At 73.4% G+C, this 19,868-nt stretch carries 19 protein-coding genes and 4 tRNA genes; 11 read left to right on the plus strand and 12 right to left on the minus strand.

The window, feature by feature from the left end:
• Positions 1–55: 55 nt before the first annotated feature.
• Positions 56–1,549, minus strand: coding sequence for a protein adenylyltransferase SelO (locus EDD26_RS12500; protein ID WP_123698009.1), 1,494 nt, complete (start codon positions 1,547–1,549; stop codon positions 56–58).
• Positions 1,550–1,558: 9 nt separating this feature from the next.
• Positions 1,559–2,380: a hypothetical protein gene (locus EDD26_RS12505; protein ID WP_123698010.1), complete on the minus strand. Its 822-nt coding sequence runs from the start codon at positions 2,378–2,380 to the stop codon at positions 1,559–1,561.
• 163 nt (positions 2,381–2,543) lie between these two features.
• Here EDD26_RS12505 and EDD26_RS12510 point away from each other — a divergent pair, with 163 nt between their 5' ends.
• Complete coding sequence (locus tag EDD26_RS12510) at positions 2,544–2,786, plus strand: hypothetical protein (protein ID WP_123698011.1); 243 nt, start codon at positions 2,544–2,546, stop codon at positions 2,784–2,786.
• A gap of 48 nt (positions 2,787–2,834) precedes the next feature.
• On the opposite strand, the gene EDD26_RS12515 is transcribed toward EDD26_RS12510, so the two are convergent.
• From EDD26_RS12515 to EDD26_RS12525, 3 genes are all read right to left on the minus strand, one after another.
• A tRNA-Val gene (locus EDD26_RS12515) sits at positions 2,835–2,909 on the minus strand.
• Positions 2,910–2,923: 14 nt separating this feature from the next.
• A tRNA-Cys gene (locus EDD26_RS12520) sits at positions 2,924–2,994 on the minus strand.
• Between the two features lie 61 nt (positions 2,995–3,055).
• A tRNA-Gly gene (locus tag EDD26_RS12525) sits at positions 3,056–3,127 on the minus strand.
• Positions 3,128–3,272: 145 nt separating this feature from the next.
• Here EDD26_RS12525 and EDD26_RS12530 point away from each other — a divergent pair.
• A tRNA-Val gene (locus tag EDD26_RS12530) sits at positions 3,273–3,348 on the plus strand.
• 65 nt (positions 3,349–3,413) lie between these two features.
• Here EDD26_RS12530 and EDD26_RS12535 read toward each other — a convergent pair.
• Entirely contained in the window at positions 3,414–3,776 is a 363-nt protein-coding gene (locus tag EDD26_RS12535; protein ID WP_123698012.1) for a four-helix bundle copper-binding protein, read from the minus strand.
• 104 nt (positions 3,777–3,880) lie between these two features.
• Between EDD26_RS12535 and EDD26_RS12540 the strand changes: the two genes are divergently transcribed.
• Positions 3,881–4,558, plus strand: coding sequence for an SDR family NAD(P)-dependent oxidoreductase (locus EDD26_RS12540; RefSeq protein WP_123698013.1), 678 nt, complete (start codon positions 3,881–3,883; stop codon positions 4,556–4,558).
• A 141-nt stretch (positions 4,559–4,699) separates the two neighbouring features.
• Here the strand turns inward: EDD26_RS12540 and EDD26_RS12545 are convergent, their stop codons facing one another.
• Entirely contained in the window at positions 4,700–5,932 is a 1,233-nt protein-coding gene (locus tag EDD26_RS12545) for an ammonium transporter (RefSeq protein ID WP_123698014.1), read from the minus strand.
• 167 nt (positions 5,933–6,099) lie between these two features.
• Here EDD26_RS12545 and EDD26_RS12550 point away from each other — a divergent pair, with 167 nt between their 5' ends.
• Positions 6,100–7,299: a Na+/H+ antiporter NhaA gene (locus EDD26_RS12550; RefSeq protein ID WP_123698015.1), complete on the plus strand. Its 1,200-nt coding sequence runs from the start codon at positions 6,100–6,102 to the stop codon at positions 7,297–7,299.
• A gap of 3 nt (positions 7,300–7,302) precedes the next feature.
• Here the strand turns inward: EDD26_RS12550 and zapE are convergent, their stop codons facing one another.
• A complete protein-coding gene (gene zapE / locus EDD26_RS12555) occupies positions 7,303–8,298 on the minus strand; it encodes a cell division protein ZapE (protein ID WP_123698016.1) in 996 nt (331 codons plus the stop codon).
• Between the two features lie 125 nt (positions 8,299–8,423).
• On the opposite strand from zapE, the gene EDD26_RS12560 reads away from it, so the two are divergent.
• Both EDD26_RS12560 and EDD26_RS12565 read left to right on the plus strand, forming a co-directional pair.
• Positions 8,424–9,314, plus strand: coding sequence for a sulfurtransferase (locus tag EDD26_RS12560; RefSeq protein WP_123698017.1), 891 nt, complete (start codon positions 8,424–8,426; stop codon positions 9,312–9,314).
• Positions 9,311–9,739, plus strand: coding sequence for a SufE family protein (locus tag EDD26_RS12565; protein WP_123698018.1), 429 nt, complete (start codon positions 9,311–9,313; stop codon positions 9,737–9,739). The genes EDD26_RS12560 and EDD26_RS12565 overlap by 4 nt, the downstream gene beginning before the upstream one ends.
• Positions 9,740–9,941: 202 nt before the next feature.
• On the opposite strand, the gene EDD26_RS12570 is transcribed toward EDD26_RS12565, so the two are convergent.
• Positions 9,942–11,153 carry an alpha/beta hydrolase family protein gene (locus tag EDD26_RS12570; RefSeq protein ID WP_123698019.1) on the minus strand — a complete coding sequence of 404 codons (1,212 nt, stop codon included), beginning with the start codon at positions 11,151–11,153 and terminating at the stop codon, positions 9,942–9,944.
• A 22-nt stretch (positions 11,154–11,175) separates the two neighbouring features.
• Here EDD26_RS12570 and EDD26_RS12575 point away from each other — a divergent pair, with 22 nt between their 5' ends.
• From EDD26_RS12575 to EDD26_RS12595, 5 genes are all read left to right on the plus strand, one after another.
• Entirely contained in the window at positions 11,176–11,772 is a 597-nt protein-coding gene (locus EDD26_RS12575; protein WP_123698020.1) for a DUF3000 domain-containing protein, read from the plus strand.
• Positions 11,765–12,985, plus strand: coding sequence for an HRDC domain-containing protein (locus tag EDD26_RS12580; RefSeq protein WP_425453448.1), 1,221 nt, complete (start codon positions 11,765–11,767; stop codon positions 12,983–12,985). Before EDD26_RS12575 ends, EDD26_RS12580 begins: the two co-directional genes overlap by 8 nt.
• Positions 12,986–13,059: 74 nt before the next feature.
• A complete protein-coding gene (locus EDD26_RS12585) occupies positions 13,060–14,265 on the plus strand; it encodes a thiolase family protein (RefSeq protein ID WP_123698021.1) in 1,206 nt (401 codons plus the stop codon).
• Complete coding sequence (locus EDD26_RS12590) at positions 14,265–16,406, plus strand: 3-hydroxyacyl-CoA dehydrogenase NAD-binding domain-containing protein (protein WP_123698022.1); 2,142 nt, start codon at positions 14,265–14,267, stop codon at positions 16,404–16,406. Before EDD26_RS12585 ends, EDD26_RS12590 begins: the two co-directional genes overlap by 1 nt.
• 26 nt (positions 16,407–16,432) lie before the next feature.
• Complete coding sequence (locus EDD26_RS12595) at positions 16,433–17,935, plus strand: DUF7059 domain-containing protein (RefSeq protein WP_123698023.1); 1,503 nt, start codon at positions 16,433–16,435, stop codon at positions 17,933–17,935.
• 29 nt (positions 17,936–17,964) lie between these two features.
• Here the strand turns inward: EDD26_RS12595 and EDD26_RS12600 are convergent, their stop codons facing one another.
• Genes EDD26_RS12600 through EDD26_RS12610 form a run of 3 tightly spaced genes read right to left on the minus strand, consistent with a single transcriptional unit; the run spans position 17,965 to position 19,805 of the window.
• Positions 17,965–18,789, minus strand: coding sequence for an ADP-dependent NAD(P)H-hydrate dehydratase (locus EDD26_RS12600; RefSeq protein ID WP_123698024.1), 825 nt, complete (start codon positions 18,787–18,789; stop codon positions 17,965–17,967).
• Between the two features lie 58 nt (positions 18,790–18,847).
• The gene (gene arfB / locus EDD26_RS12605) at positions 18,848–19,300 is read right to left on the minus strand and encodes an alternative ribosome rescue aminoacyl-tRNA hydrolase ArfB (protein WP_123698025.1); all 453 of its coding nucleotides are present in this window, start codon (positions 19,298–19,300) and stop codon (positions 18,848–18,850) included.
• Positions 19,301–19,349: 49 nt separating this feature from the next.
• Positions 19,350–19,805 carry a hypothetical protein gene (locus EDD26_RS12610; protein WP_123698026.1) on the minus strand — a complete coding sequence of 152 codons (456 nt, stop codon included), beginning with the start codon at positions 19,803–19,805 and terminating at the stop codon, positions 19,350–19,352.
• Between the last annotated feature and the right edge of the window lie 63 nt (positions 19,806–19,868).

Consider the following 19,868-nt stretch of genomic DNA (forward strand, 5'->3'; position numbering starts at 1 on the left):
GGTGAAGAGGTCGAATCCTGTGGTCACTGCTCCATCGTAGGCGCGGCGACGTGCCTCACGTGCCGCAGTAGGTGCGGTAGGCGCGGAAGCTCCGCTCCGGGCTCGGCGCGGCGTACCGCTCGAGGCCGGGGCGCTCGTCGAAGGGCCGCTGCACCGCGTCGAGCAACTGCTCGAGCGGGGCGAGGTCGCCATCGGTCGCGGCGGCGAGGGCCTCCTCGACGAGGTGGTTGCGCGGCACGTAGACGGGGTTCGTGCGGTCCATCGCGGCGGCGTCCGGGCCGAGCGCGAGCCAGCGCTGCGCCCACGCGTCGAACGCCTCCCGGTGCACGAAGAGGTCGCGGAGCGGCACGATCTCGGCGGCGAAGGGCGCGGTCGGCTCGCCGCCGCGGGCGAGCGCTCCGAGCGCCCGGAAGCACGACGTGAGGTCGACCCGGCCCGACTCCATGAGCGCGAGCAGCTCGTCGACGACGAGCGACGCCGCGTCGTCGTCGACGTCCGCCGGGAGCCCGAGCTTCGCCCGCATGCCGCTCGACCACGCAGCGCGGTAGAGCGGCGCGAACCCGTCGAGCGCCTCGACCGCCATCGCGACCGCCCGCTCCTCCTGCTCGTCGAGCAGCGGCAGCATCGCCTCGGCGAGCCGGGTGAGGTTCCACTCGGCGATCGCCGGCTGGTTGCCGTAGGCGTAGCGGCCGCGCTCGTCGATCGAGCTGAAGACGGTCTCGGGGTCGTAGCCCTCCATGAAGGCGCACGGGCCGTAGTCGATCGTCTCGCCCGAGATCGTCATGTTGTCGGTGTTCATGACGCCGTGCACGAAGCCCACGAGCATCCATCGCGCGACGAGCGACGCCTGCGCGGCGATCACGGCGCGCAGCAGCGCGAGGTGCGGATGCTCGGTGCCAGCGGCGTCGGGAGCATGGCGGGCGATGGCGTGGCCGGCGAGCCGCCGCAGCAGGTCGAGGTCGCCCGTCGCGCGGGCGTACTGGAACGTGCCGACGCGCAGGTGGCTGCTCGCGACCCGCGCGAGCACGGCACCCGGCAGCCACTCGTCGCGGCGCACGAAGCGCCCGGTCGCCACGACCGCGAGCGAGCGCGTGGTCGGGATGCCGAGCGCGTGCATCGCCTCGCTGATCACGTGCTCGCGCAGCATCGGCCCGACCGCGGCGAGGCCGTCGCCCCCGCGCGCGAAGGGCGTGCGCCCGGAGCCCTTGAGGTGCAGGTCGCGCAGCGCGCCGTCGTCGCCCTCGAGCTCGCCGAGCAGCAGCGCTCGGCCATCGCCGAGGCGCGGCGAGTACGCACCGAACTGGTGGCCCGCGTACGCCTGCGCGACCGGCGTCGCGCCGTCGGGCACCGCGCTGCCCGTGAGCAGCCGCAGGCCGGCCTCGCTGCGCAGCGCAGCCGGGTCGAGGCCGAGCTCGGCGGCGAGCGGCTCGTTGAGCACGAGCAGCCGCGGTTCGGCGGCCTCGGCGCCGCGCCAAGGCACGGCGAGCTCCGGCAGCTCGGTGGCGAACCTGCCGCCGAGCGCGACGGTCGCGGACGGGATCGTGGTCACGCCGGGAGGCTACTCCCGCCTCCCGGGCGGGACCAGGGAATCGTCGGCGCGCGCGGGCACCGCAGCTGCCGGCTGCGGCTCGGGCGTCGAGGCCACGACCGACGACGGCGCCGCTGACGGCGGCTGCGCCGCTCGACCGCCCCGCAGCCAGACCCAGGACAGGTACGCCACGAGCAGCGAAGCGGCCAGCATCTCGCCGCCGTCCTCGAACAGGCCGAACGCGTCGCCGGGGCCCGGGTCCTCGATCACGAGGATGTGCACGGCGTCGAGCACGACGCCGCAGAAGAGGATGACGAACAGCAGCGAGAAGACGCGCAGGAAGTGCCCGCGGTCCTCGCGGCGCGCGAGCCAGAGGCCGACGAGCGCGATCGGGATCGTCACGAGTCCAGCGCCGCCGAACACCACCATCTCGCCGATGTCCTGCGACCGCAGCCCGAGCATCGGGGGGATGCCGACCGATTCTGCGAGGCGCCGACCGAAGCGCTCATGCAGCTCGAACGTGTCGGTGAGCACGAGGAACGCGAAGAGCGGCAGCAGCGCGGCGAACGCCCAGCGGCGCAGGAATACCGCGATGAGCACGATGAGGCCGATGGACCACAGCCACTGCAGCGTCTGGAACGCCTCGGGGTAGCCGAGCGGCGCATCGAGGAAGTGCAGCGACTCCTCGTCCGTCTCCGCAGCCGTGCGGATGTGCCTGACGGCGTAGTAGAGGTCTGCGCCCAGCAGCATCAGCAGCACGAGCAGCGACGCGCGCTCGCGCGTGACGGCCACCACGCCGAGCGGGTCGACCCGCTGCCACCATCCGGCCCGATCAGGCTTCGTCGACTGCATGTACGCTCCTCGGTCCCGGCGTCGGTTTCGGTCATCATGTCGCCACGGCGCCGTGATTCCCGTCAGGTAAGGCCGAGGTGCCGCTCAGGAGTTGCGCGCACGCACGTGCGGGCCGCGGAAGGTCGAACCGCTCGAAGCGCCCTGGCGGGCGTACCCTCAGAAGATGGACCATCCCACGCAGCACCCCGTCTACTCCCCCGCCGACATCGCTGCAGTGCTGACGGAGCTGACGGCCTGCGGCACCGATCCGCTCGTCCTGCGCCGCTGGGCAGGCCGCCGCGAGGTGCACACCGCGATGGTGCGCGCCAGCAAGGCGCTCAGCTCCGTGCGTCTGCCGGGCAGGACGCCGGGCGGCGGCTGGGTCGAGTTCGCGCTCGTCGAGGGCGCGTGGATGCGCACGCGCTAGCCGGCGCTCCGCGCACGAAGAAAGCCCCCGGCTGTGCCGGGGGCTTCGTGGTGGGCGATACTGGGTTCGAACCAGTGACCTCTTCCGTGTCAGGGAAGCGCGCTACCGCTGCGCCAATCGCCCTTCGGTGATGCTCGAGGTGGAGACGGGATTCGAACCCGCGTAGACGGCTTTGCAGGCCGCTGCCTCACCACTCGGCCACCCCACCAGGTGGTGTGAGATTCACACGTGACATCTGTCATGACGTTGCTGTCGTGACATTCCTGTCGAGCGGATGACGAGATTCGAACTCGCGACCCTCACCTTGGCAAGGTGATGCGCTACCACTGCGCCACATCCGCGGGGCTCATCGCTGAGCACCTGATGACTATAACCCGCTTCGCGGGGTGATTCCAAATCGACCCCCTGGCGCCCGGATCGGGGCGCGCGTGGTCATCGAGCGCGCGCAGTCTGTGGCAGAATCGATGCGTCCCGCCTGGCGGGCACGGGCGATTGGCGCAGTTGGTAGCGCGCTTCGTTCACACCGAAGAGGTCATCAGTTCGAGTCTGGTATCGCCCACCACCGCGAAGGCCCCGGCAGCTGCCGGGGCCTTCGTCGTCGCTCCCAGCGCCATGCCGCCGCGTCGGTCAGGCCGCCTCGCACATCCGGGCGCACTCCTCGCAGGCCTCGGCGCAGCGCCGGCAGTGCTCGCTGTCGTGCCGCCGGCACTCGGCCGCGCACGCGCGGCACATCGCGGCGCACGCGGCGAGCAGCGCCGCGCTCGCCTCCTGCGGCAGCGTCGCCCGGGCGAGGATGCGTGCTGCCGCCTCGCAGAGGTCGGCGCACGCCTCGCACATGACGGCGCAGTCGTCCATGCCCTCCTCGCGGTCGGCGCGCGCGCAGTCGCGGCAGGCGGCCGCGCACGCCTCCAGCTCGGCCACGTGCGCGCCGAACGTGCCGACGTGCGGCCCGCCGGCACCGTGGGCTCCGTGCTCGTGTCCCTCGTGCATCCGTGCCTCCTCTCGGCGGGCTGGGCTGCCCGCGCATCGTGCGGGTGACCGTACGCCCGGAGACTCGGCGCCGACCGAGAGGTGCCGCCGCTAGCGTGGCCGGCATGGACCTCCAGATCTCCGACCATGTCGTCCTCGTCGTCGGCGGCACCGGCCTCATCGGCAGCGCGGTTGCTGATGCGGCGCGCGCCGAGGGCGCGACCGTCGTCACCGCCGCGCGCGGCGAGGGTGCCGACGTCCGCCTCGACGGGGCGGACGACGCATCCGTCGACGCCGCCGTCGCCCGCGTGCTCGAGCAGCACGGGCGGATCGACGCGCTCGTGATCGCAGCCGCACCGCCGGCGCAGTCGCTCGACCCCGCGAAGCAGGGCGACCCGGCGCAGGTGGCCGCTGCCGTCGACGGCAAGGCGATGACGTTCCTGCGCATCGCGAACGCCGTCATCCCGACCATGCGCGCGGCTGGCTACGGCCGCATCGTCGGCCTGAGCGGCCAGAACGCGCTCATCACCGGCAACATCACCGGCGCGGTGCGGAACGCCGCCCTCATCATCGCGGCGCAGAGCCTCGCCGACGAGCTGGCCGGCACGGGCGTGGCCGTCAACGTGGTGAACCCCGGCCCGGTGACCGAGTCGCCGAAGGCCGACGTGGCGGCGGGCAAGCCCGGCGACTCCTCGCCCGAGCAGGTCGCGTTCGCGGTGCTGCCGCTGCTCTCGCCCCGATCCGCGATCTCGTCCGAGTCGATCGCCGTCGGCCACAGGGTGCGGGGCGCCGTCGCACTCTGACGCATCGTATGGATCCCATGCCGGATGGTGGACCCCAGATCTGGGGTCCACCATCCGGCTTCGGGTCCATCGCAGGGTGCACGCGGAGCGCACGCGGAAGGGGGCCGGCTCGCGCCGGCCCCCTTCGCTGCGTGATGCGTGTCAGACGCGCTCGCGCTCGAGCTCGTAGCCGTAGGCGTCCTCGCCGTGCACGGTCTGGTCGACACCGGCCAGCTCGTCCTCGTTCTTGACGCGGAAGCCGATCGTCTTCTCGATCGCGAAGCCGATGACGAAGGCGATCACGAAGGCGTAGACCATCACGCCCACCGCGGCGATGACCTGCACGGCCAGCTGGCCGGCGCCGCCGCCCAGGAAGAGGCCGGTGTCGGTGGCGAAGAAGCCGAGGTAGATCGTGCCGATGAGGCCGCCGACGAGGTGGATGCCCACGACGTCGAGCGAGTCGTCGAAGCCGAGCTTCCACTTCAGCTCCACGGCGAGCGCGCAGACCGCACCGGCGATGGCGCCGAGCAGGAGCGCCCAGCCGGGCGTCAGGTTGGCGCACGCCGGGGTGATGGCGACGAGGCCCGCGACGGCACCGGAGGCGGCGCCGACCGACGTGGGCTTGCCGTCCTTGAACTTCTCGACGAGCAGCCAGGCGCAGATCGCTGCAGCGGTCGCGCCGAGCGTGTTGAGCGTGATGAGGCCGGCGTTGCCGAGGCCGTTCAGCCACTCCGCACCGACGTTGAAGCCGAACCAGCCGAACCAGAGGATGCTCGCGCCGAGGATGACGAACGGCACGTTGTGCGGCTTGTGGGCGCCCTTCGTGAAGCCGATGCGCTTGCCGAGGACGAAGGTCAGCGCGAGCGCGGCTGCGCCGGCGTTGATGTGCACCGCGGTGCCGCCCGCGTAGTCGATGACGGCCGGCAGGCCGAGCAGCTCGCCGAGCGAGAACACCCAGCCGCCGCCCCAGACCCAGGCGGCGATCGGGAAGTAGCCGAGCGTGGCGAAGGCGCCCGCGAAGAGCATCCAGGCGCCGAACTTGGCGCGGTCGGCGATGGCGCCGGAGATGAGGGCGACCGTGATGATCGCGAAGGTGGAGCCGTAGGCGACGCCGACGAGGTCGGTGTTGGCGCTCTCACCGGCGGCGAGCGCCGCGAGGCCGAAGTCGCTGAACGGGTTGCCGGAGAACGCGAAGGGCGAGTCGACGGCCGCCATGTTGAACCCGTAGAGGATCCAGAGGGTGCCGACGAGGCCGATGGCGCCGAACGACATCATCATCATGCTGATGACGCTCTTGGCGCGCACGAGGCCGCCGTAGAAGAACGCGAGCCCGGGCGTCATGAACAGCACGAGGGCTGTCGCGATGACACCGAAGGCGATGCTGCCTGCATCCATGAGAGGTGCTCCTTGGGGGTATCCGAAGTGGGACTACTGCTGAGGTTGCACCAGGCCCGTTTCACCAGCCCTCGTCCTCACGTTTCGCGACGGTTACGGATGGGCACCCGTGTTTCGGGCGCGTTTCGCCGTGCGGCCCGGTGCTGGCCGGATGGGAGGATGACGGCATGACGTGGATCCGGAACCCCCAGGTGTCGGCGATGCTCCTCCTCGGGGCAGCGATCCTCGGGCTCGTGATCGCGAACACCGGGCTCGGCCCGGGCCTCGACGCGCTCAAGCACGCGCACCTGCCCTTCTCGGTCTTCGGCCTCGACCTCTCGGCCGCCCACTGGGTCACCGACGGCCTGCTGGTCGTCTTCTTCTTCGTCGTCGCCATCGAGCTGCGCTACGAGTTCACGCAGGGCGACCTCTCGAGCGTCTCGAAGGCCGCGGTCCCGACGATCGCCGCGCTCGGCGGCGTCGCCGTGCCCGCGATCCTCTACTTCAACCTCGCCGGTTCCGACGGCGCGCAGGGCTGGCCCATCCCGACCGCGACCGACATCGCCTTCGCGCTCGGCGTGCTCGCGCTCGTCGGCAAGCGGCTGCCGTCCAACGTCCGGGCGCTCCTGCTCGCGCTCGCGGTCATCGACGACCTCATCGGCATCCTCTTCATCGCCGTCTTCTTCACCGAATCGGTCTCGTTCGGCCACCTCGGGCTCGCCGCGATCGGCGTCGTCGCGTTCTGGCTGCTGGGGCGCATCTACCGGGGGAAGCGCGGGAGCTGGCCGCTGCGGATCGCCCTGCTCGCCGTCGCGCTCGTCACCTGGTGGCTCGTCGCCTCGAGCGGCATCCACGCCACGATCGCCGGCGTCGCGCTCGGGCTCGTGCTCTCCCCCGCGCCCGCGGAGTCGGCGCGCGAGAAGCTCGAGCCGTTGTCGAACGGCATCGTGCTGCCGCTCTTCGCCTTCACGTCGGCCTCGGTCGCGATCCCGCAGGTGCCGATCAGCGAGCTCAGCCCCGTGTTCTGGGCGATCGTCGTCGCGCTGCCGGTCGGCAAGCTCTTCGGCATCACGGCCGCGGGGCTGCTGGGCCAGGCGGCGCTGCGGGTGCCGAAGCTCGAGCGCGTGCGGTTCAGCGAGCTCATCGGCATCAGCCTGCTCGGCGGCATCGGCTTCACGGTCTCCCTGCTCATGAACGAGCTCGCGCACCGCACCACCGAGGAGCTCATCGTCGAGGGCACGCTCGGCGTGCTCGCCGGCTCGCTCATCGCGGCCGTGCTCGGCGCGATCTACCTCACGGTGCTGAACCGCAGGTACCCGCCGGTGGAGACGGCCGCGATCCGCGCGCTGAACGCCGAGGAGCAGCTGCACCGCACCGACGGCGTCTAGGCGCTACTCGTTCGCGAGCGCGACGAGCCGCGAGATCGCTCGCAGGTACTTCTTGCGGTAGCCGCCGCCCAGCATCTCCTCGCTGAAGACGAGGTCGAGGCTCGTGCCGCTCGCCCGCAGGGCCACCTGCGCGTCGTACAGCCGGTCGACGAGCGCGACGAAGCGCAGCGCGTCGTTCTGGTCGGTGAGCACGCGCACGCCGCGGAGGCCCAGCCCCCGCAGCCCCTCGACGAGCCCGATGTAGCGCGACGGGTGCACATGGGCGAGGTGCGCGATGAGCGCGTCGAAGTCGTCGAGCGCCGTCTCGCCCGCGATCGTGGCGAGCTCGGTCTCGACGGCGTCGTCGGCGACGACCGGCGCGTGGCCGGTGATGTCGCGGTGGCGGTAGTCGTCGCCGTCGATCCGCATGATCTGGAAGCGGTCGGCGATCGCGGTGATCTCGCGCAGGAAGTCGGCAGCGGCGAAGCGGCCATCGCCGAGCGCGTTCGGCGGGGTGTTGCTCGTGGCGGCGAGCTTCGTGCCGCTCGCGACGAGCTCGCCGAGCAGGCGCGTCATCACCATCGTGTCGCCCGGGTCGTCGAGCTCGAACTCGTCGATGCAGACGATGCGCGATCCCTGCAGCTGCTGGACGGTCTCGGCGTAGCCGAGTGCGCCGACGAGCGCGGTGTACTCGATGAACGTGCCGAAGACCTTCGGACCGGGCATCGCCTTCCAGAGCGACGCGAGCAGGTGCGTCTTGCCGACGCCGAACCCGCCGTCGAGGTAGATGCCGGGCTTCACCTCCGGCGCCTTCCGGAACAGGCCGCGCTTCGGCTTCGTCCACGCCTCGACGAGCTCCTGCATCCGCTGCAGCGCCTCACCCTGCGACGGATGCGCGGGGTCGGGCCGGTAGGACGCGAACGTCGCGCCGTCGAACTGCGGCGGCGGCACGAGGCTCGCGACGATCTGCTCCGCGCCGACCTGCGGTCGGCGCTCGACGAGCGAGATCGGTGCTGGCATGGGCGCTCCTTCGGCGGCGCCGGGAGGGCCGGCGGGAAGATTCGGTGGGAGGATGGCGTTCCCCCTCACCGAGCCTAGTCAGGCACACGAACCCCCTGGGCCGAGAGCCAGGAGAAGGAGACGCCGTGACCGAGTCCGAGCCCCGCTTCGCCGAGTACGCAGCCCCCGACCGCCTGGTCTCCACGGCGTGGGTCGCGGCGCACCTCGACGATCCGGACGTCGTCATCGTCGAGTCGGACGAGGACGTGCTGCTCTACGAGGTCGGCCACATCCCGGGCGCCGTCAAGGTCGACTGGCACACCGAGCTCAACGACCCGGTGCAGCGCGACTACATCTCCGCGGAGGCGTTCGCCGACCTGCTGCGCCGCAAGGGCATCGGCCGCGATTCGACCGTCGTGTTCTACGGCGACAAGGCGAACTGGTGGGCCACCTACGCGCTCTGGGTCTTCGCCCTGTACGGCCACGACCGCACCCGCATCATGGACGGCGGCCGGGATGCCTGGATCGCCGAGGGCCGCGAGCTCACCCGCGAGCCCGCGAGGCGTCCCGCCGTGGATGTGCCGGTCGTCGAGCGCGACGACCGCACGCTGCGCGCGTTCCGCGACGACGTGCTCGCGCACCTCGGCCGGCCGCTCGTCGACGTGCGCAGCCCCGAGGAGTACTCGGGCGAGCGCACGACCGCGCCGGCCTACCCGGAGGAGGGCGCGCTGCGGGCGGGGCACATCCCCACCGCGGCGAGCGTGCCGTGGGGCCGCGCCGTGAACGAGGACGGCACCTTCCGCTCGCGCGCCGAGCTCGAGGCGATCTACCTCGACGGTGCGGGGCTCCGCGGCGCCGACGACGTCATCGCCTACTGCCGCATCGGCGAGCGCTCGAGCCACACCTGGTTCGTGCTCACCCACCTGCTCGGCCTGCCGGGCGTGCGCAACTACGACGGCTCGTGGACGGAGTGGGGCTCGCTCGTGGGCGTGCCGATCGCCGTCGGCGCCGAGCCCGGCGAGGTGCCGGCTCGATGACGCTCACCCCCGCCCTGCAGCGGACGGTCGACGACTTCCAGGCGATGGAGGAGGGCGACCGGCTGCAGCTGCTGCTCGAGTTCGCCGACGAGCTGCCCGAGCTGCCGCAGCGCTACGCCGACCACCCCGACCTGCTCGAGCGCGTCGCCGAGTGCCAGTCGCCGGTGTTCCTCTTCGTCGAGGTCGACGAGCGCGTGCATGTGCACGCGACCGCTCCGGCGGAGTCGCCGACCACCCGCGGGTTCGCGTCGATCCTCGCGCAGGGCCTCGAGGGCGCGAGCGCCGACGAGGCGCTCGCGGTGCCGACCGACATGCCGCGCCTCCTCGGGCTCGACCGCGTCGTCTCGCCGCTGCGCCTGCGCGGCATGGCCGGCATGCTGGGGCGCATCCAGCGCCAGGTGCGGGAGCGCGCCGCGGCCCGCTGATCGACCGCTCGCTCGCGCTGCCGACGAGTCCTCGATTGGTCGCTGCCGCACGCCGCGGGTTCTCGTTTGGTCGCTCCCGCCCCCGCGGGTGATCGATTGGTCGCCAGTGGCTGCTCAGCGCCCCCGTGGACCACCACGAGCGACCAATCGAAGTCCCGCACCGCCACCAGCGACCACTCGGAGGACCGGACGGGGCGCCCCGTCAGTCGAACGCGGCGATGCCCCGCTCGTCGAGCCAGCCGCCCAGCTCGCGCAGGTAGCGCGCCCGGTCGAGGTTCCACAGCTTCGTGTGCCGCGCCGTGCGCCACTCGCGGTAGTCGACGATGTCGGGACGCGCCTCGGCGAGCGCTCGCGAGGCGTCCGGCGGCACGAAGCCGTCGTCGGCGGAGTGGAGCAGCAGGATCGGCTGCGTCAGCGCATCCGCGTGCAGCACGTTGTCGAGCTCGTCGAAGTCGAGGCTGCGGCTGCCGGAGAGCAGTGCCGCGGGCGACTCGAGCAGGCCGATCGCCGTGTCGACGAGCCATGCCGGCTTCCGCACCAGCGCGACCTGCAGGCGCAGGGTCGGCTGCCACCGCACCACCGGCGAGTCGAGCACGATCGCCACGATGCGTCGGCGGTGGCGGGAGCGGCGCGCCACCTGCAGCGCGATCTGCCCGCCCATCGACCACCCCATGAGCACGATGTGCCGCGCGCCGCGGGCGACCGCGAAGCCGATCGCATCGTCGACGTCGCGCCACTCGTCGAGGCCCAGCCGGAACTTGCCGTCGCGGCTCGGCGGCGCCTCGGTGTCGTTGCGGTAGGAGACGGCCATGCAGGGGATGCCGCGCTCGAGGAACGCCGGCACGGCACGGATGGTCTCGCGTCGCGTGACGCCGCGGCCGTGCACCTGGATGCACCAGGTGTGCGCCTCCTGATCGCCCATGATCCACGCGGGCGCGAGCCCCAGCTCGGTCGGCACGTCGACGCGCTCGACGTCGTCGGTCACCTCCTGCGGCAGGTGCAGCACATATCCGGACCAGCGGGCGCTCGTCGCCCCGGCGAGCAGCTCGCGCGCGGGCTCGTCGATCGCGCGGGTGACGCTGTCCGCGTCCTCCGCGACCACGGGGCCGAGCACCGCGTGCCGCTCCCCCACCCACAGCGCGTACGTGCCCGGCAGCCCGGTGTCCGGCGTGCGGCCGAGCCGCACGCCGCGCGCGTCGACGCCGAGGATCCGGATGTCGTCGGGCTGCGTGCGCGGCGGCGTGACGAGCATCGACGCGAGCACCGCCGAGGCACCGGTGATGGCGAGGCCTGCGCCCGCGACGAGCACGCCGGCCCCGGCGAGCGCGATCGCGCCGGCGCGGCGGGAGGCGCGGGTGGCACGCCGGGCGGCGGGCGCGGGGGCGGTGGCGGCGCGCCTCGCTCGGGTGGTCACGGGGGAATCGTAGTCTTGCCGGGTGGACACGAGCAGTGGAGCCCCCGCCCCCGAACCCGAGGCGTTCCGCGCTGCCGTCGACCAGCTGCGGCGCGCGGAGCTCCGCTCCGAGCTGTCGGTGCGCGAGATCCCGGCACCCGGGCGCATCGCGCCGCACTCCTTCGCGATCGCGGCCGACGTCGGCGTGACGAGCCACGGGCACGACTCCGACCTCGGCACCGGCCGCTTCATCCTCATGCACGACCCCGAGGAGCCCGAGGCCTGGGGCGGCGACTTCCGCATCGTGAGCTTCACGCAGGCGTCGCAGGATCCCGAGATCGGCGTCGACCCGTTCCTCGCCGAGGTCACCTGGACCTACCTGCTCGAGGCGCTCGAGCAGCGCGGCGCCGAGCACCACTCGGAGTCGGGCACCGCGACGAAGATCCTCTCGAGCGGCTTCGGCGAGCTCGCCGCGCAGGGCGATGGCGCGCAGATCGAGCTCCGCGCATCCTGGACGCCCACCGGTCACGACTTCGGCGCCCACCTCACCGCCTGGACCGACCTGCTCTGCGCCATCGCGGGCCTCCCGGTGCAGCCCGGCGCCACGGGCCTCGACGCGCACAGGCGCACGCGTGGCTGAGCTGCGCGAGGCCGTCGCGGAGGGTCCCTTCGACGTCATCGCCGACCCGGATGCCCTGCGGGAGGCAGCCGATCGGCTCGCGGCCGGCACGGGGCCGGTCGCCGTCGACGCGGAGCGGGCGAGCGGCTTCCGCTACTCGCAGCGGGCGTACCTCGTGCAGCTGCACCGCCGCGGCGCGGGCACCGTGCTCGTCGACCCGACGACGATCGACGACCTCTCGCCGCTCCAGGACGCGATCGGCGGCGAGGAGTGGATCATCCACGCCGCGAGCCAGGACCTGCCGTGCCTGCGCGAGGTGGGCCTCGAGCCCGCCACCCTCTTCGACACCGAGCTCGGCGCCCGCCTCGCCGGCTTCGAGCGCGTCGGCCTCGCCGCGGTCACCGAGCGGCTCGTCGGGCTGAGCCTCCGCAAGGAGCACGGCGCGGCAGACTGGTCGACCCGGCCGATCCCCCGCTCCTGGCTCGAGTACGCCGCGCTCGACGTCGAGGTGCTGCCGGATGCGCGCGACGCGCTCGCCGAGGAGCTCGCCCGGCAGGGCAAGGAGGAGCTCGCGGCGCAGGAGTTCGCCTACGCGCTCGAGCGCCGTCCCAAGCCGCCGGCTGCCGAGCCGTGGCGCCGGCTCTCCGGCATCCAGGCGATCCGCGACCGACGGCAGCTCGCCGTCGCGCGCGAGCTGTGGCTCGCCCGCGACGAGCTCGCGCGCTCCACCGACACCGCGCCCGGCCGGCTCGTGCCCGATCGGTCGCTGCTCGCCGCCGCGCTCGCCGATGTCGACGCCAAGGGCCGCCTCGCGGCGCGCAAGGACTTCACCGGCCGCGCGAGCCGCAGCGAGCTCGACCGCTGGTGGGCCGCCATCGAGGCCGGCCGCGCCACGGACGATCCTCCCGCGCTGCGGGCGAGGTCCGACGAGCCGCCGCCCCCGCGCTTCTGGCGCTCGCGCAAGCCCGAGGCCGACGTGCGGCTCAAGCACGCCCGCGCGGCCGTGCAGGCCGCGGCCGAGGAGCTGTCGATGCCGGCCGAGAACCTGCTGGCGCCCGACACGATCCGCCGCCTCGCATGGGAGCGCGTCGAGTCGACCCCCGAGGCGGTCGCCGAGGCGCTCCGGGAGCGCGATGCACGGCCCTGGCAGGTTGCCGCGACTGCACAGAGGATCGCTGCTGCATTTGTAGAGGCCGACCAAGCCGGTCCCGACCCCGCCGACGCCCCCTCGTAGGAAGCGGCAACCGCGGAGCGCGCCCTCGGCGCGCATTCCTACACTGATGCCGCAATCACCCCCAATCAGGAGGCATCGTGGCTGACGACGACGTCGTGTTCGTGGACGGCGTCCGCACCCCATTCGGGCGCGCGGGCGAGAAGGGCATGTACTGGCAGACCCGAGCGGACGACCTCGCGGTCAAGGCGCTCACCGGTCTGCTCGAGCGGAACCCGAGCCTGCCGCTCGACCGCATCGACGACGTCGCGATCGCCGCGACGACGCAGACGGGTGACCAGGGCCTCACGCTCGGCCGCACCGTCGGCATGCTCGCCGGCCTCCCCGTCACCGTGCCGGGCTACGCGCTCGACCGCATGTGCGCCGGCGCCATGACGGCCGTCACGACCGTCGCGGGCGGCATCGCCTTCGGCGCCTACGACGTCGCGATCGCCGGTGGCGTCGAGCACATGGGCCGCCACCCGATGGGCCTCGACGCCGACCCGAACCCTCGCTTCGTCGCCGAGAAGCTGGTCTCGATGGACGCGCTCAACATGGGCAAGACGGCAGAGCGCATCCACGACCGCTACCCGCACCTGACGAAGGAGCGGTCCGACCGCTACGCGATGGCGTCGCAGCACAAGTACGCCGCCGCGCTCGAGGCCGGGCACATCCAGCACGACCTCGTCCCGGTCGCGACGCAGACGGCAGAGGGCTGGGGGCTCGCCACCGCAGACGAGGCGCCGCGCCCCGGCACGACGATGGAGGGCCTCGCGGCGCTCAAGACGCCGTTCCGCGACCACGGCCGCGTGACGGCCGGCAACGCATCCGGCCTCAACGACGGCGCGACGATGTCGATCGTCGCCTCGTCGTCGGCGGCGAAGGAGCTCCGCCTGGCGACCAGGATGCGCATGGTCTCGTTCGCGTTCGCGGGCGTCGACCCCGACATCATGGGCATCGGCCCGGTGCCGTCGACCGAGAAGGCGCTGCGCAAGGCGGGCCTCGACATCTCGGACATCGGCCTCTTCGAGCTGAACGAGGCGTTCGCGGTGCAGGTGCTCGCCTTCACCGACCACTTCGGCATCGACGACGACGATCCCCGCATCAACCCGTGGGGCGGCGCGATCGCGATCGGCCACCCGCTCGCCTCCTCCGGGGTGCGCCTCATGCTGCAGCTCGCGCGCCAGTTCGAGCAGCGCCCCGACGTGCGCTTCGGCATCACGGCGATGTGCGTCGGCCTCGGCCAGGGCGGCACCGTCATCTGGGAGAACCCCAACCACAAGCGCTACGGGAAGGGCATCTGATGGCCGTCCGCGACGAGTTCCCCCTGCTGGCCGCCGCCGAGCTCGACGAGGTCATCACGCACAGCCACGTGCGCGACATCGCGCTGCGCTCCGGGCGCACGATGGCCCTCATCACGCTCGACAACGGCCGCGACCACACGCGCCCGTCGACGCTCGGCCCCGCCACGCTCTTCGAGCTCGGCGACACCCTCGAGGCGCAGCGCGACCGCGCCGCGAAGGGCGAGATCGACGCCATCGCGGTCACCGGCAAGCCCTACTTCCTCGCGGCGGGCGTCGACCTCAGCAACGTGGCCGACATCCCCGACCGTGCGACGGCGGCCGAGCTGCCCCGCCTCGGCCACCGCGTGCTCGGCCTGCTGCACCAGGCGCCCGTGCCGACGTTCGTCTTCATCAACGGCCTCGCGCTCGGCGGAGGGCTCGAGATCGGGCTGAACGCCGACTACCGCACGATCAACGCCGCGGCGCCCGCGGTCGGCCTGCCCGAGGTCTTCCTCGGGCTCGTCCCCGGCTGGGGCGGCGCGACGATCCTGCCGAACCTCATCGGCATCGAGCGCGCGCTCAAGGTCGTGATCGAGAACCCGCTCAAGCAGAACCGCGTGCTGAAGCCCGCGGAGGCGCTCGAGCTCGGCATCGCCGACGCGATGTTCGTCCCTGCCACGTTCCTCGAGTCGTCGATCCGCTGGGCCGACGAGGTGCTCGGCGGCAAGAAGGTCGACCGACCGCACGTCCCGGGCGCCATCGAGCGCGCGGTGAAGTGGCCGATCGCGGTGCGCATCGCGCGCGAGACGGTCGAGAAGAAGCTCGGCACGGTCCCGCAGTCGCCCTACCGCGCCCTCGACCTGCTCGAGCTCGCGCGGAAGAACGACCGCTCGCTCGGCTTCGCCGCCGAGGACGACGCGATCGCCGAGCTGAGCGGCGGCGACCAGTTCGCGGCATCGATCTACGCGTTCAACCTCGTGCAGAAGCGGGCGAAGCGCCCGGCGGGCGCGCCCGACAAGGCGCTCGCGAAGCCGGTCACGAAGGTCGGCATCATCGGCGCCGGCCTCATGGCCAGCCAGTTCGCGCTGCTGTTCGTGCGCCGCCTGCAGGTGCCGGTCGTCATCACCGACCTCGACCAGGCCCGCGTCGACACGGCCGTCGCCGGCATCCGCCGCGAGATCACCACGCTCGTCGGCAAGGGCCGCATCTCGGACGACGAGGGCAAGCGCCTCACCGCGCTCATCTCCGGCACGGTCGACAAGGCCGACTTCGCCGATTGCGACTGGGTCATCGAGGCGGTCTTCGAGGAGCTCGGCGTCAAGCAGCAGGTGTTCGCCGAGGTCGAGCCGCACCTCTCCGAGACGGCCGTCATGGCGACGAACACGTCGAGCCTCTCGGTCGAGCAGATCGGTGCGAAGCTCGCCCACCCGGAGCGCCTGGTCGGCTTCCACTTCTTCAACCCGGTCGCCGTCATGCCGCTCATCGAGGTCGTCAACACGCCGGCCACCGACGACGCGACCCTCGCGACCGCGATGCGGGTGGCGAAGGACCTCAGGAAGAACGCGGTCATCACGCGCGACACCCCCGGCTTCGTGGTCAACCGGGTGCTCGCCAAGCTGCTCGGCGAGGCGATGCACGCCGTCGAGCAGGGCTCGTCGTTCGAGGACGTCGTCGCCGCGCAGCGCGCGTTCGGCTTCCCGATGGACCCGTTCGTGCTGCTCGACCTCGTCGGGCTCAAGGTCGGCGCGCACGTGCTCGACACCCACCACGGCGCCTTCCCCGACCGCTTCTTCGAGTCGCCGGCGCTCCACGAGCTCGCCGCCGAGGGCGTGCTGCTCGAGAAGGACGGCAAGGGCGAGCCGAAGGGCATCGACAAGCGGGCCCGCAAAATCGTCGCGAAGCACAGGCCCGCGGGTGCGGTCGCGCTCTCGGTCGACGAGTTGCGGCTGCGGATCGAGGACGGCCTCGCCGACGAGATCAAGCGGATGCTCGAGACGCAAGTCGTCGAGGCCGCGGAGGACATCGACCTCTGCATGATCCTCGGCGCCGGGTGGCCCTTCCACATGGGCGGGATCACGCCGTACCTCGACCGGGTCGGCGCCTCCGAGCGGGTCTTCGGCGGCACCTTCCACGACCCCCGCGTCGCCGGGCCGAAGGCCTGACCGGCCGCATCCGGCAGACTGGCGGGATGCACGCCGCCATCGACGCCCTCGCCCGTGACCTCGCTGCAGCGGGGCTCACGAGCGAGGGCGTCCGTGCGCTCGTCGGCGACGACGCCGACGCGGCGCTCGCCCGCATGGTGGCCGAGCCGGCGCGCCGGGCGGCGCTGCGTCGGCCCGGTGCGCGCTCGACGCTGCTGCAGGCGTTCGTGCTCGGCGACCCCGTGCCGGAGGCCGCGATGGCGGAGGCGCTGCCCGCCATGGGCGTCGACGGCGCCCTCGCGCTCGGCATCGTCGGGCGCCGCGCCGGGCGGGTGCCGCTGGTCGCGCCGCTCGTCGCCATCCGTCCGCATGCGTTCCGCGACGCGCTCGGCAAGGGCGAGTGGTGGATCGCGAGCGACCTCGACGAGCTCGCGGGCGTCGCACCGCTGCGCCCCGACCACGTGCTCGGCGTCGGCGGCGCCGCCCGCACGCTCGCGTCGCTGCTGCCGCCCCTCCCCGTCGACCGCGCGCTCGACCTCGGCACGGGCTGCGGCGTCATCGCGCTGCACCTGCGACGGCTCGCGTCGCGCGTCGTGGCGACCGACATCTCGGAGCGCGCGCTCTGGTTCACCGGCCTCAACGCCCGGCTGAACGGCGTCGACGGCATCGAGACGCGGCTCGGGTCGCTCTTCGCGCCGGTGGCCGGCGAGCGCTTCGACCTCATCGCCTCCAACCCGCCCTTCGTCATCACCCCGCGCGCCGAGGGCGTGCCGGCCTACGAGTACCGCGACGGCGGCGCGACCGGTGACGGGCTCATGGCGGCAGTGGTGGGCGGCCTCGCCGCGCATCTCGCGCCGGGCGGCGACGCACGGCTGCTCGGCAACTGGGAGACGGTCGCCGACGAGGCAGGCATCGACCGGGTGCGGGCGTGGGCAGCCGGGCTCGACGCATGGGCGATCGAGCGCGAGTCGCTCGATCCGGTGCGCTACGCCGAGCTGTGGCTGCGCGACGGCGGCACGCTCCCCCGCGACGAGGCGCACGACGCGCTGCTCGACGCCTGGCTCGACGACTTCGAGGCGCGCGGGGTCTCGGCCGTCGGCATGGGCTGGCTGGCGCTGCGCCTGCCCGCGACCGGCGGCGCGAGTCTCGACCGCTTCGAGCGGCTGCCGCAGGCGATCGCGCTCGAGCACGCGGGCGCGCACCTCGCGGCGGCGTTCGACGCGGCCGCCTGGCTCGCCGGGCTCGACGACGGCGCCCTCGCCCTCGAGCGCCTCGAGCGTGCGCCCGACGTCACGGAGGCGCACCACCAGCTGCCGGGCGCCGCGGGGCCGAACGTCATCGAGCTGCGCCAGGGCGGCGCGCTCGGCCGCACCCTCTCGGTCGACACCGCGCTCGCGGCGCTCGTGGGCGCGTGCGACGGCGAGCTGCCGGTGGGCGTGCTCATCGGCGCGATCGCGGGCCTGCTGGAGGTCGACGAGCCGATCCTGGCGGCGGACCTGCTGCCGCGCGTCCGCGAGCTCGTGCTGACGGGCTTCCTGCGCGCGGCCTGACGGCTCGCCGCCTGACGATGCAGCGCCCGTCAGGCGGCGAGCAGCGCCGCGATCGTCGCGGGCACGGCTTCGGCGACGTCGAGGGCGACGAGCGGTCCCCCGCCGCTCGCGCGTGCTGCCGCGAGGCTGTGCACGACGGCCGCGGAGGCGGCGAGCTCGGCGAGCCTGGCAGCGTCGGCGTGCACCTCGCCCGCGTGCGTCGCGACGAGCGCGCCGAGGATGCCGGCGAGCACGTCGCCGGAGCCGGCGGTCGCGAGCCAGTGGGTGGCGGGCGGCAGCCGGATGACGCTCCCGTCGGGGGCTGCCACGACGCTCTCGGCGCCCTTCAGCAGCACGACCGCGTCGAAGGACTCTGCGGCGCGCCCCGCCCACTCGGCGGGGGCACCTCGCACGGCATCCGCGTGCGTCTCGATCCCGACGTGCGCGAGCATGCGGACGAGCTCCCCGTGGTGCGGGGTGACGACGGCGGCGCCGGCGGCCTGCGCGGCGAGGTCGAGGGCGCCCGCGTCGAGCACGATCGGCGCCCCGCTGCCGAGCGCCGCATGGAGCGTCGCGGCGAGCGACGGCGACCGCAGCCGCGCGTCCTGGCCGCTGCCGACCAGCCAGGCCTCGACGCGGCCGTCGCCCGTCACGACCTCCGGTCTGCGCGCGAGCACGAGGTCCTCGACGCGGCGCGGAGCGATGAGCCGCACCATGCCGAGCCCCGTGCGATGCGCGGCCTCCACGCCGAGCACGGCAGCGCCCGGGTAGCGCTCCGATCCGACGATCGCGCCCAGCACCCCGCGGCGGTGCTTGTCGGCGAAGGCGTCGGGCACCGCGATGCGCGCGGCGGTGTCGGCCTCGGTCCAGAGCATGCCGCCACGATACCGAGCCGGCCGCGCTCGTCGGCGGCCTGGCTCGTCGGCGGCCGGGCTACTCGGCGTCGGGGCGGCGCCGCTGCTGCTTGGTCGCCGACCGCTGCTGCTTCGCGGCGAGCCTGCGGCGGTGCGCGCCACGGGTCGCCGTCGTCGCGCGGCGTCGAGGTCCCTCGGGGGCGAGCGCGGCGGCCAGCAGCGCCGCCAGCCTGCCTGACGCGATCACCCGGTTGCGCAGCTGGGACCGCTCGGTCGATGCCGTCACCGTGAGGGCGCCGTCGACGAGCCGCGCGGCGAGGCGGGCGAGGAGCGTCGCCCGCTGCTCCTCGGAGACCGCCGTCGAGTCCGCGACGCTCCACGAGAGCTGCACCCGGCTGTCGGAGGTGTTGACGTGCTGCCCGCCCGGCCCCGACGAGCGCGAGAAGCGCCAGCGCAGCTCCGACGCGGGGATCGACAGCGTCGGCGTCACGACGAGGTCGGATCCCACGTCATCGGATCCGGGAGCGCGCATGCCTCCAGCGTCGCACGGCGTAGCCATGGCCGCACGGCGAGCGGTGCGGTCACCCGTCGGCGGTCCTGTCGCCGAGCAGGTCGACGCCGCCGCTGTGCGCGAGCAGCACCGCCCGGAGCGTGCCCTCGTGCGCCGCCCCGGCGCGCCGCAGCGCGTCGTGCCACGCCCAGTCGTCGGGCGACGCCCACGGCGGCCCCGGCCGCTCGAGCACAACGGCGACGGAGCAGCCGGCGTCGGCGATGCCGCCGAGGATCCTGCTGAGCGCCGCGGGCGCCTCGGCCTCGGGGGTGATCGGCGTGTCGTCGATGAGCGTGAGGCGCGGCACGAGCAGCCCGCCGCCGTCGAGCAGCAGCAGCCACAGCCGCCGCACGAGGCCCTCGCGGACCACGCTCCTCGCCCGCTCGAGCAGCGAGGCATCGTCGTCGATCGGGAGGTCGCCCAGCTCGAGCAGCCGCTCGACGGTGAGCCGCGATCGCGCGGCCTCGGATCTGGTCATCTCGTCCATGCCCGGCATGGAACCGCATCCGGCACCGCGGCCGCTCCAGCGGACTGCGCGGCTGTGGAGGAC

This window comes from Agrococcus jenensis, assembly GCF_003752465.1.
GTDB lineage: Bacteria > Actinomycetota > Actinomycetes > Actinomycetales > Microbacteriaceae > Agrococcus > Agrococcus jenensis.

Coding starts and splice junctions, on each gene's coding strand:
- EDD26_RS12505 (WP_123698010.1), bottom strand. CDS start 2,380: ATGCAGTCGACGAAGCCTGATCGGGCCGGATGGTGGCAGCGGGTCGAC.
- EDD26_RS12510 (WP_123698011.1), top strand. CDS start 2,544: ATGGACCATCCCACGCAGCACCCCGTCTACTCCCCCGCCGACATCGCT.
- EDD26_RS12535 (WP_123698012.1), bottom strand. CDS start 3,776: ATGCACGAGGGACACGAGCACGGAGCCCACGGTGCCGGCGGGCCGCAC.
- EDD26_RS12540 (WP_123698013.1), top strand. CDS start 3,881: ATGGACCTCCAGATCTCCGACCATGTCGTCCTCGTCGTCGGCGGCACC.
- EDD26_RS12545 (WP_123698014.1), bottom strand. CDS start 5,932: ATGGATGCAGGCAGCATCGCCTTCGGTGTCATCGCGACAGCCCTCGTG.
- EDD26_RS12550 (WP_123698015.1), top strand. CDS start 6,100: ATGACGTGGATCCGGAACCCCCAGGTGTCGGCGATGCTCCTCCTCGGG.
- zapE (WP_123698016.1), bottom strand. CDS start 8,298: ATGCCAGCACCGATCTCGCTCGTCGAGCGCCGACCGCAGGTCGGCGCG.
- EDD26_RS12565 (WP_123698018.1), top strand. CDS start 9,311: ATGACGCTCACCCCCGCCCTGCAGCGGACGGTCGACGACTTCCAGGCG.
- EDD26_RS12590 (WP_123698022.1), top strand. CDS start 14,265: ATGGCCGTCCGCGACGAGTTCCCCCTGCTGGCCGCCGCCGAGCTCGAC.
- EDD26_RS12595 (WP_123698023.1), top strand. CDS start 16,433: ATGCACGCCGCCATCGACGCCCTCGCCCGTGACCTCGCTGCAGCGGGG.
- EDD26_RS12600 (WP_123698024.1), bottom strand. CDS start 18,789: ATGCTCTGGACCGAGGCCGACACCGCCGCGCGCATCGCGGTGCCCGAC.
- arfB (WP_123698025.1), bottom strand. CDS start 19,300: ATGCGCGCTCCCGGATCCGATGACGTGGGATCCGACCTCGTCGTGACG.
- EDD26_RS12610 (WP_123698026.1), bottom strand. CDS start 19,805: ATGGACGAGATGACCAGATCCGAGGCCGCGCGATCGCGGCTCACCGTC.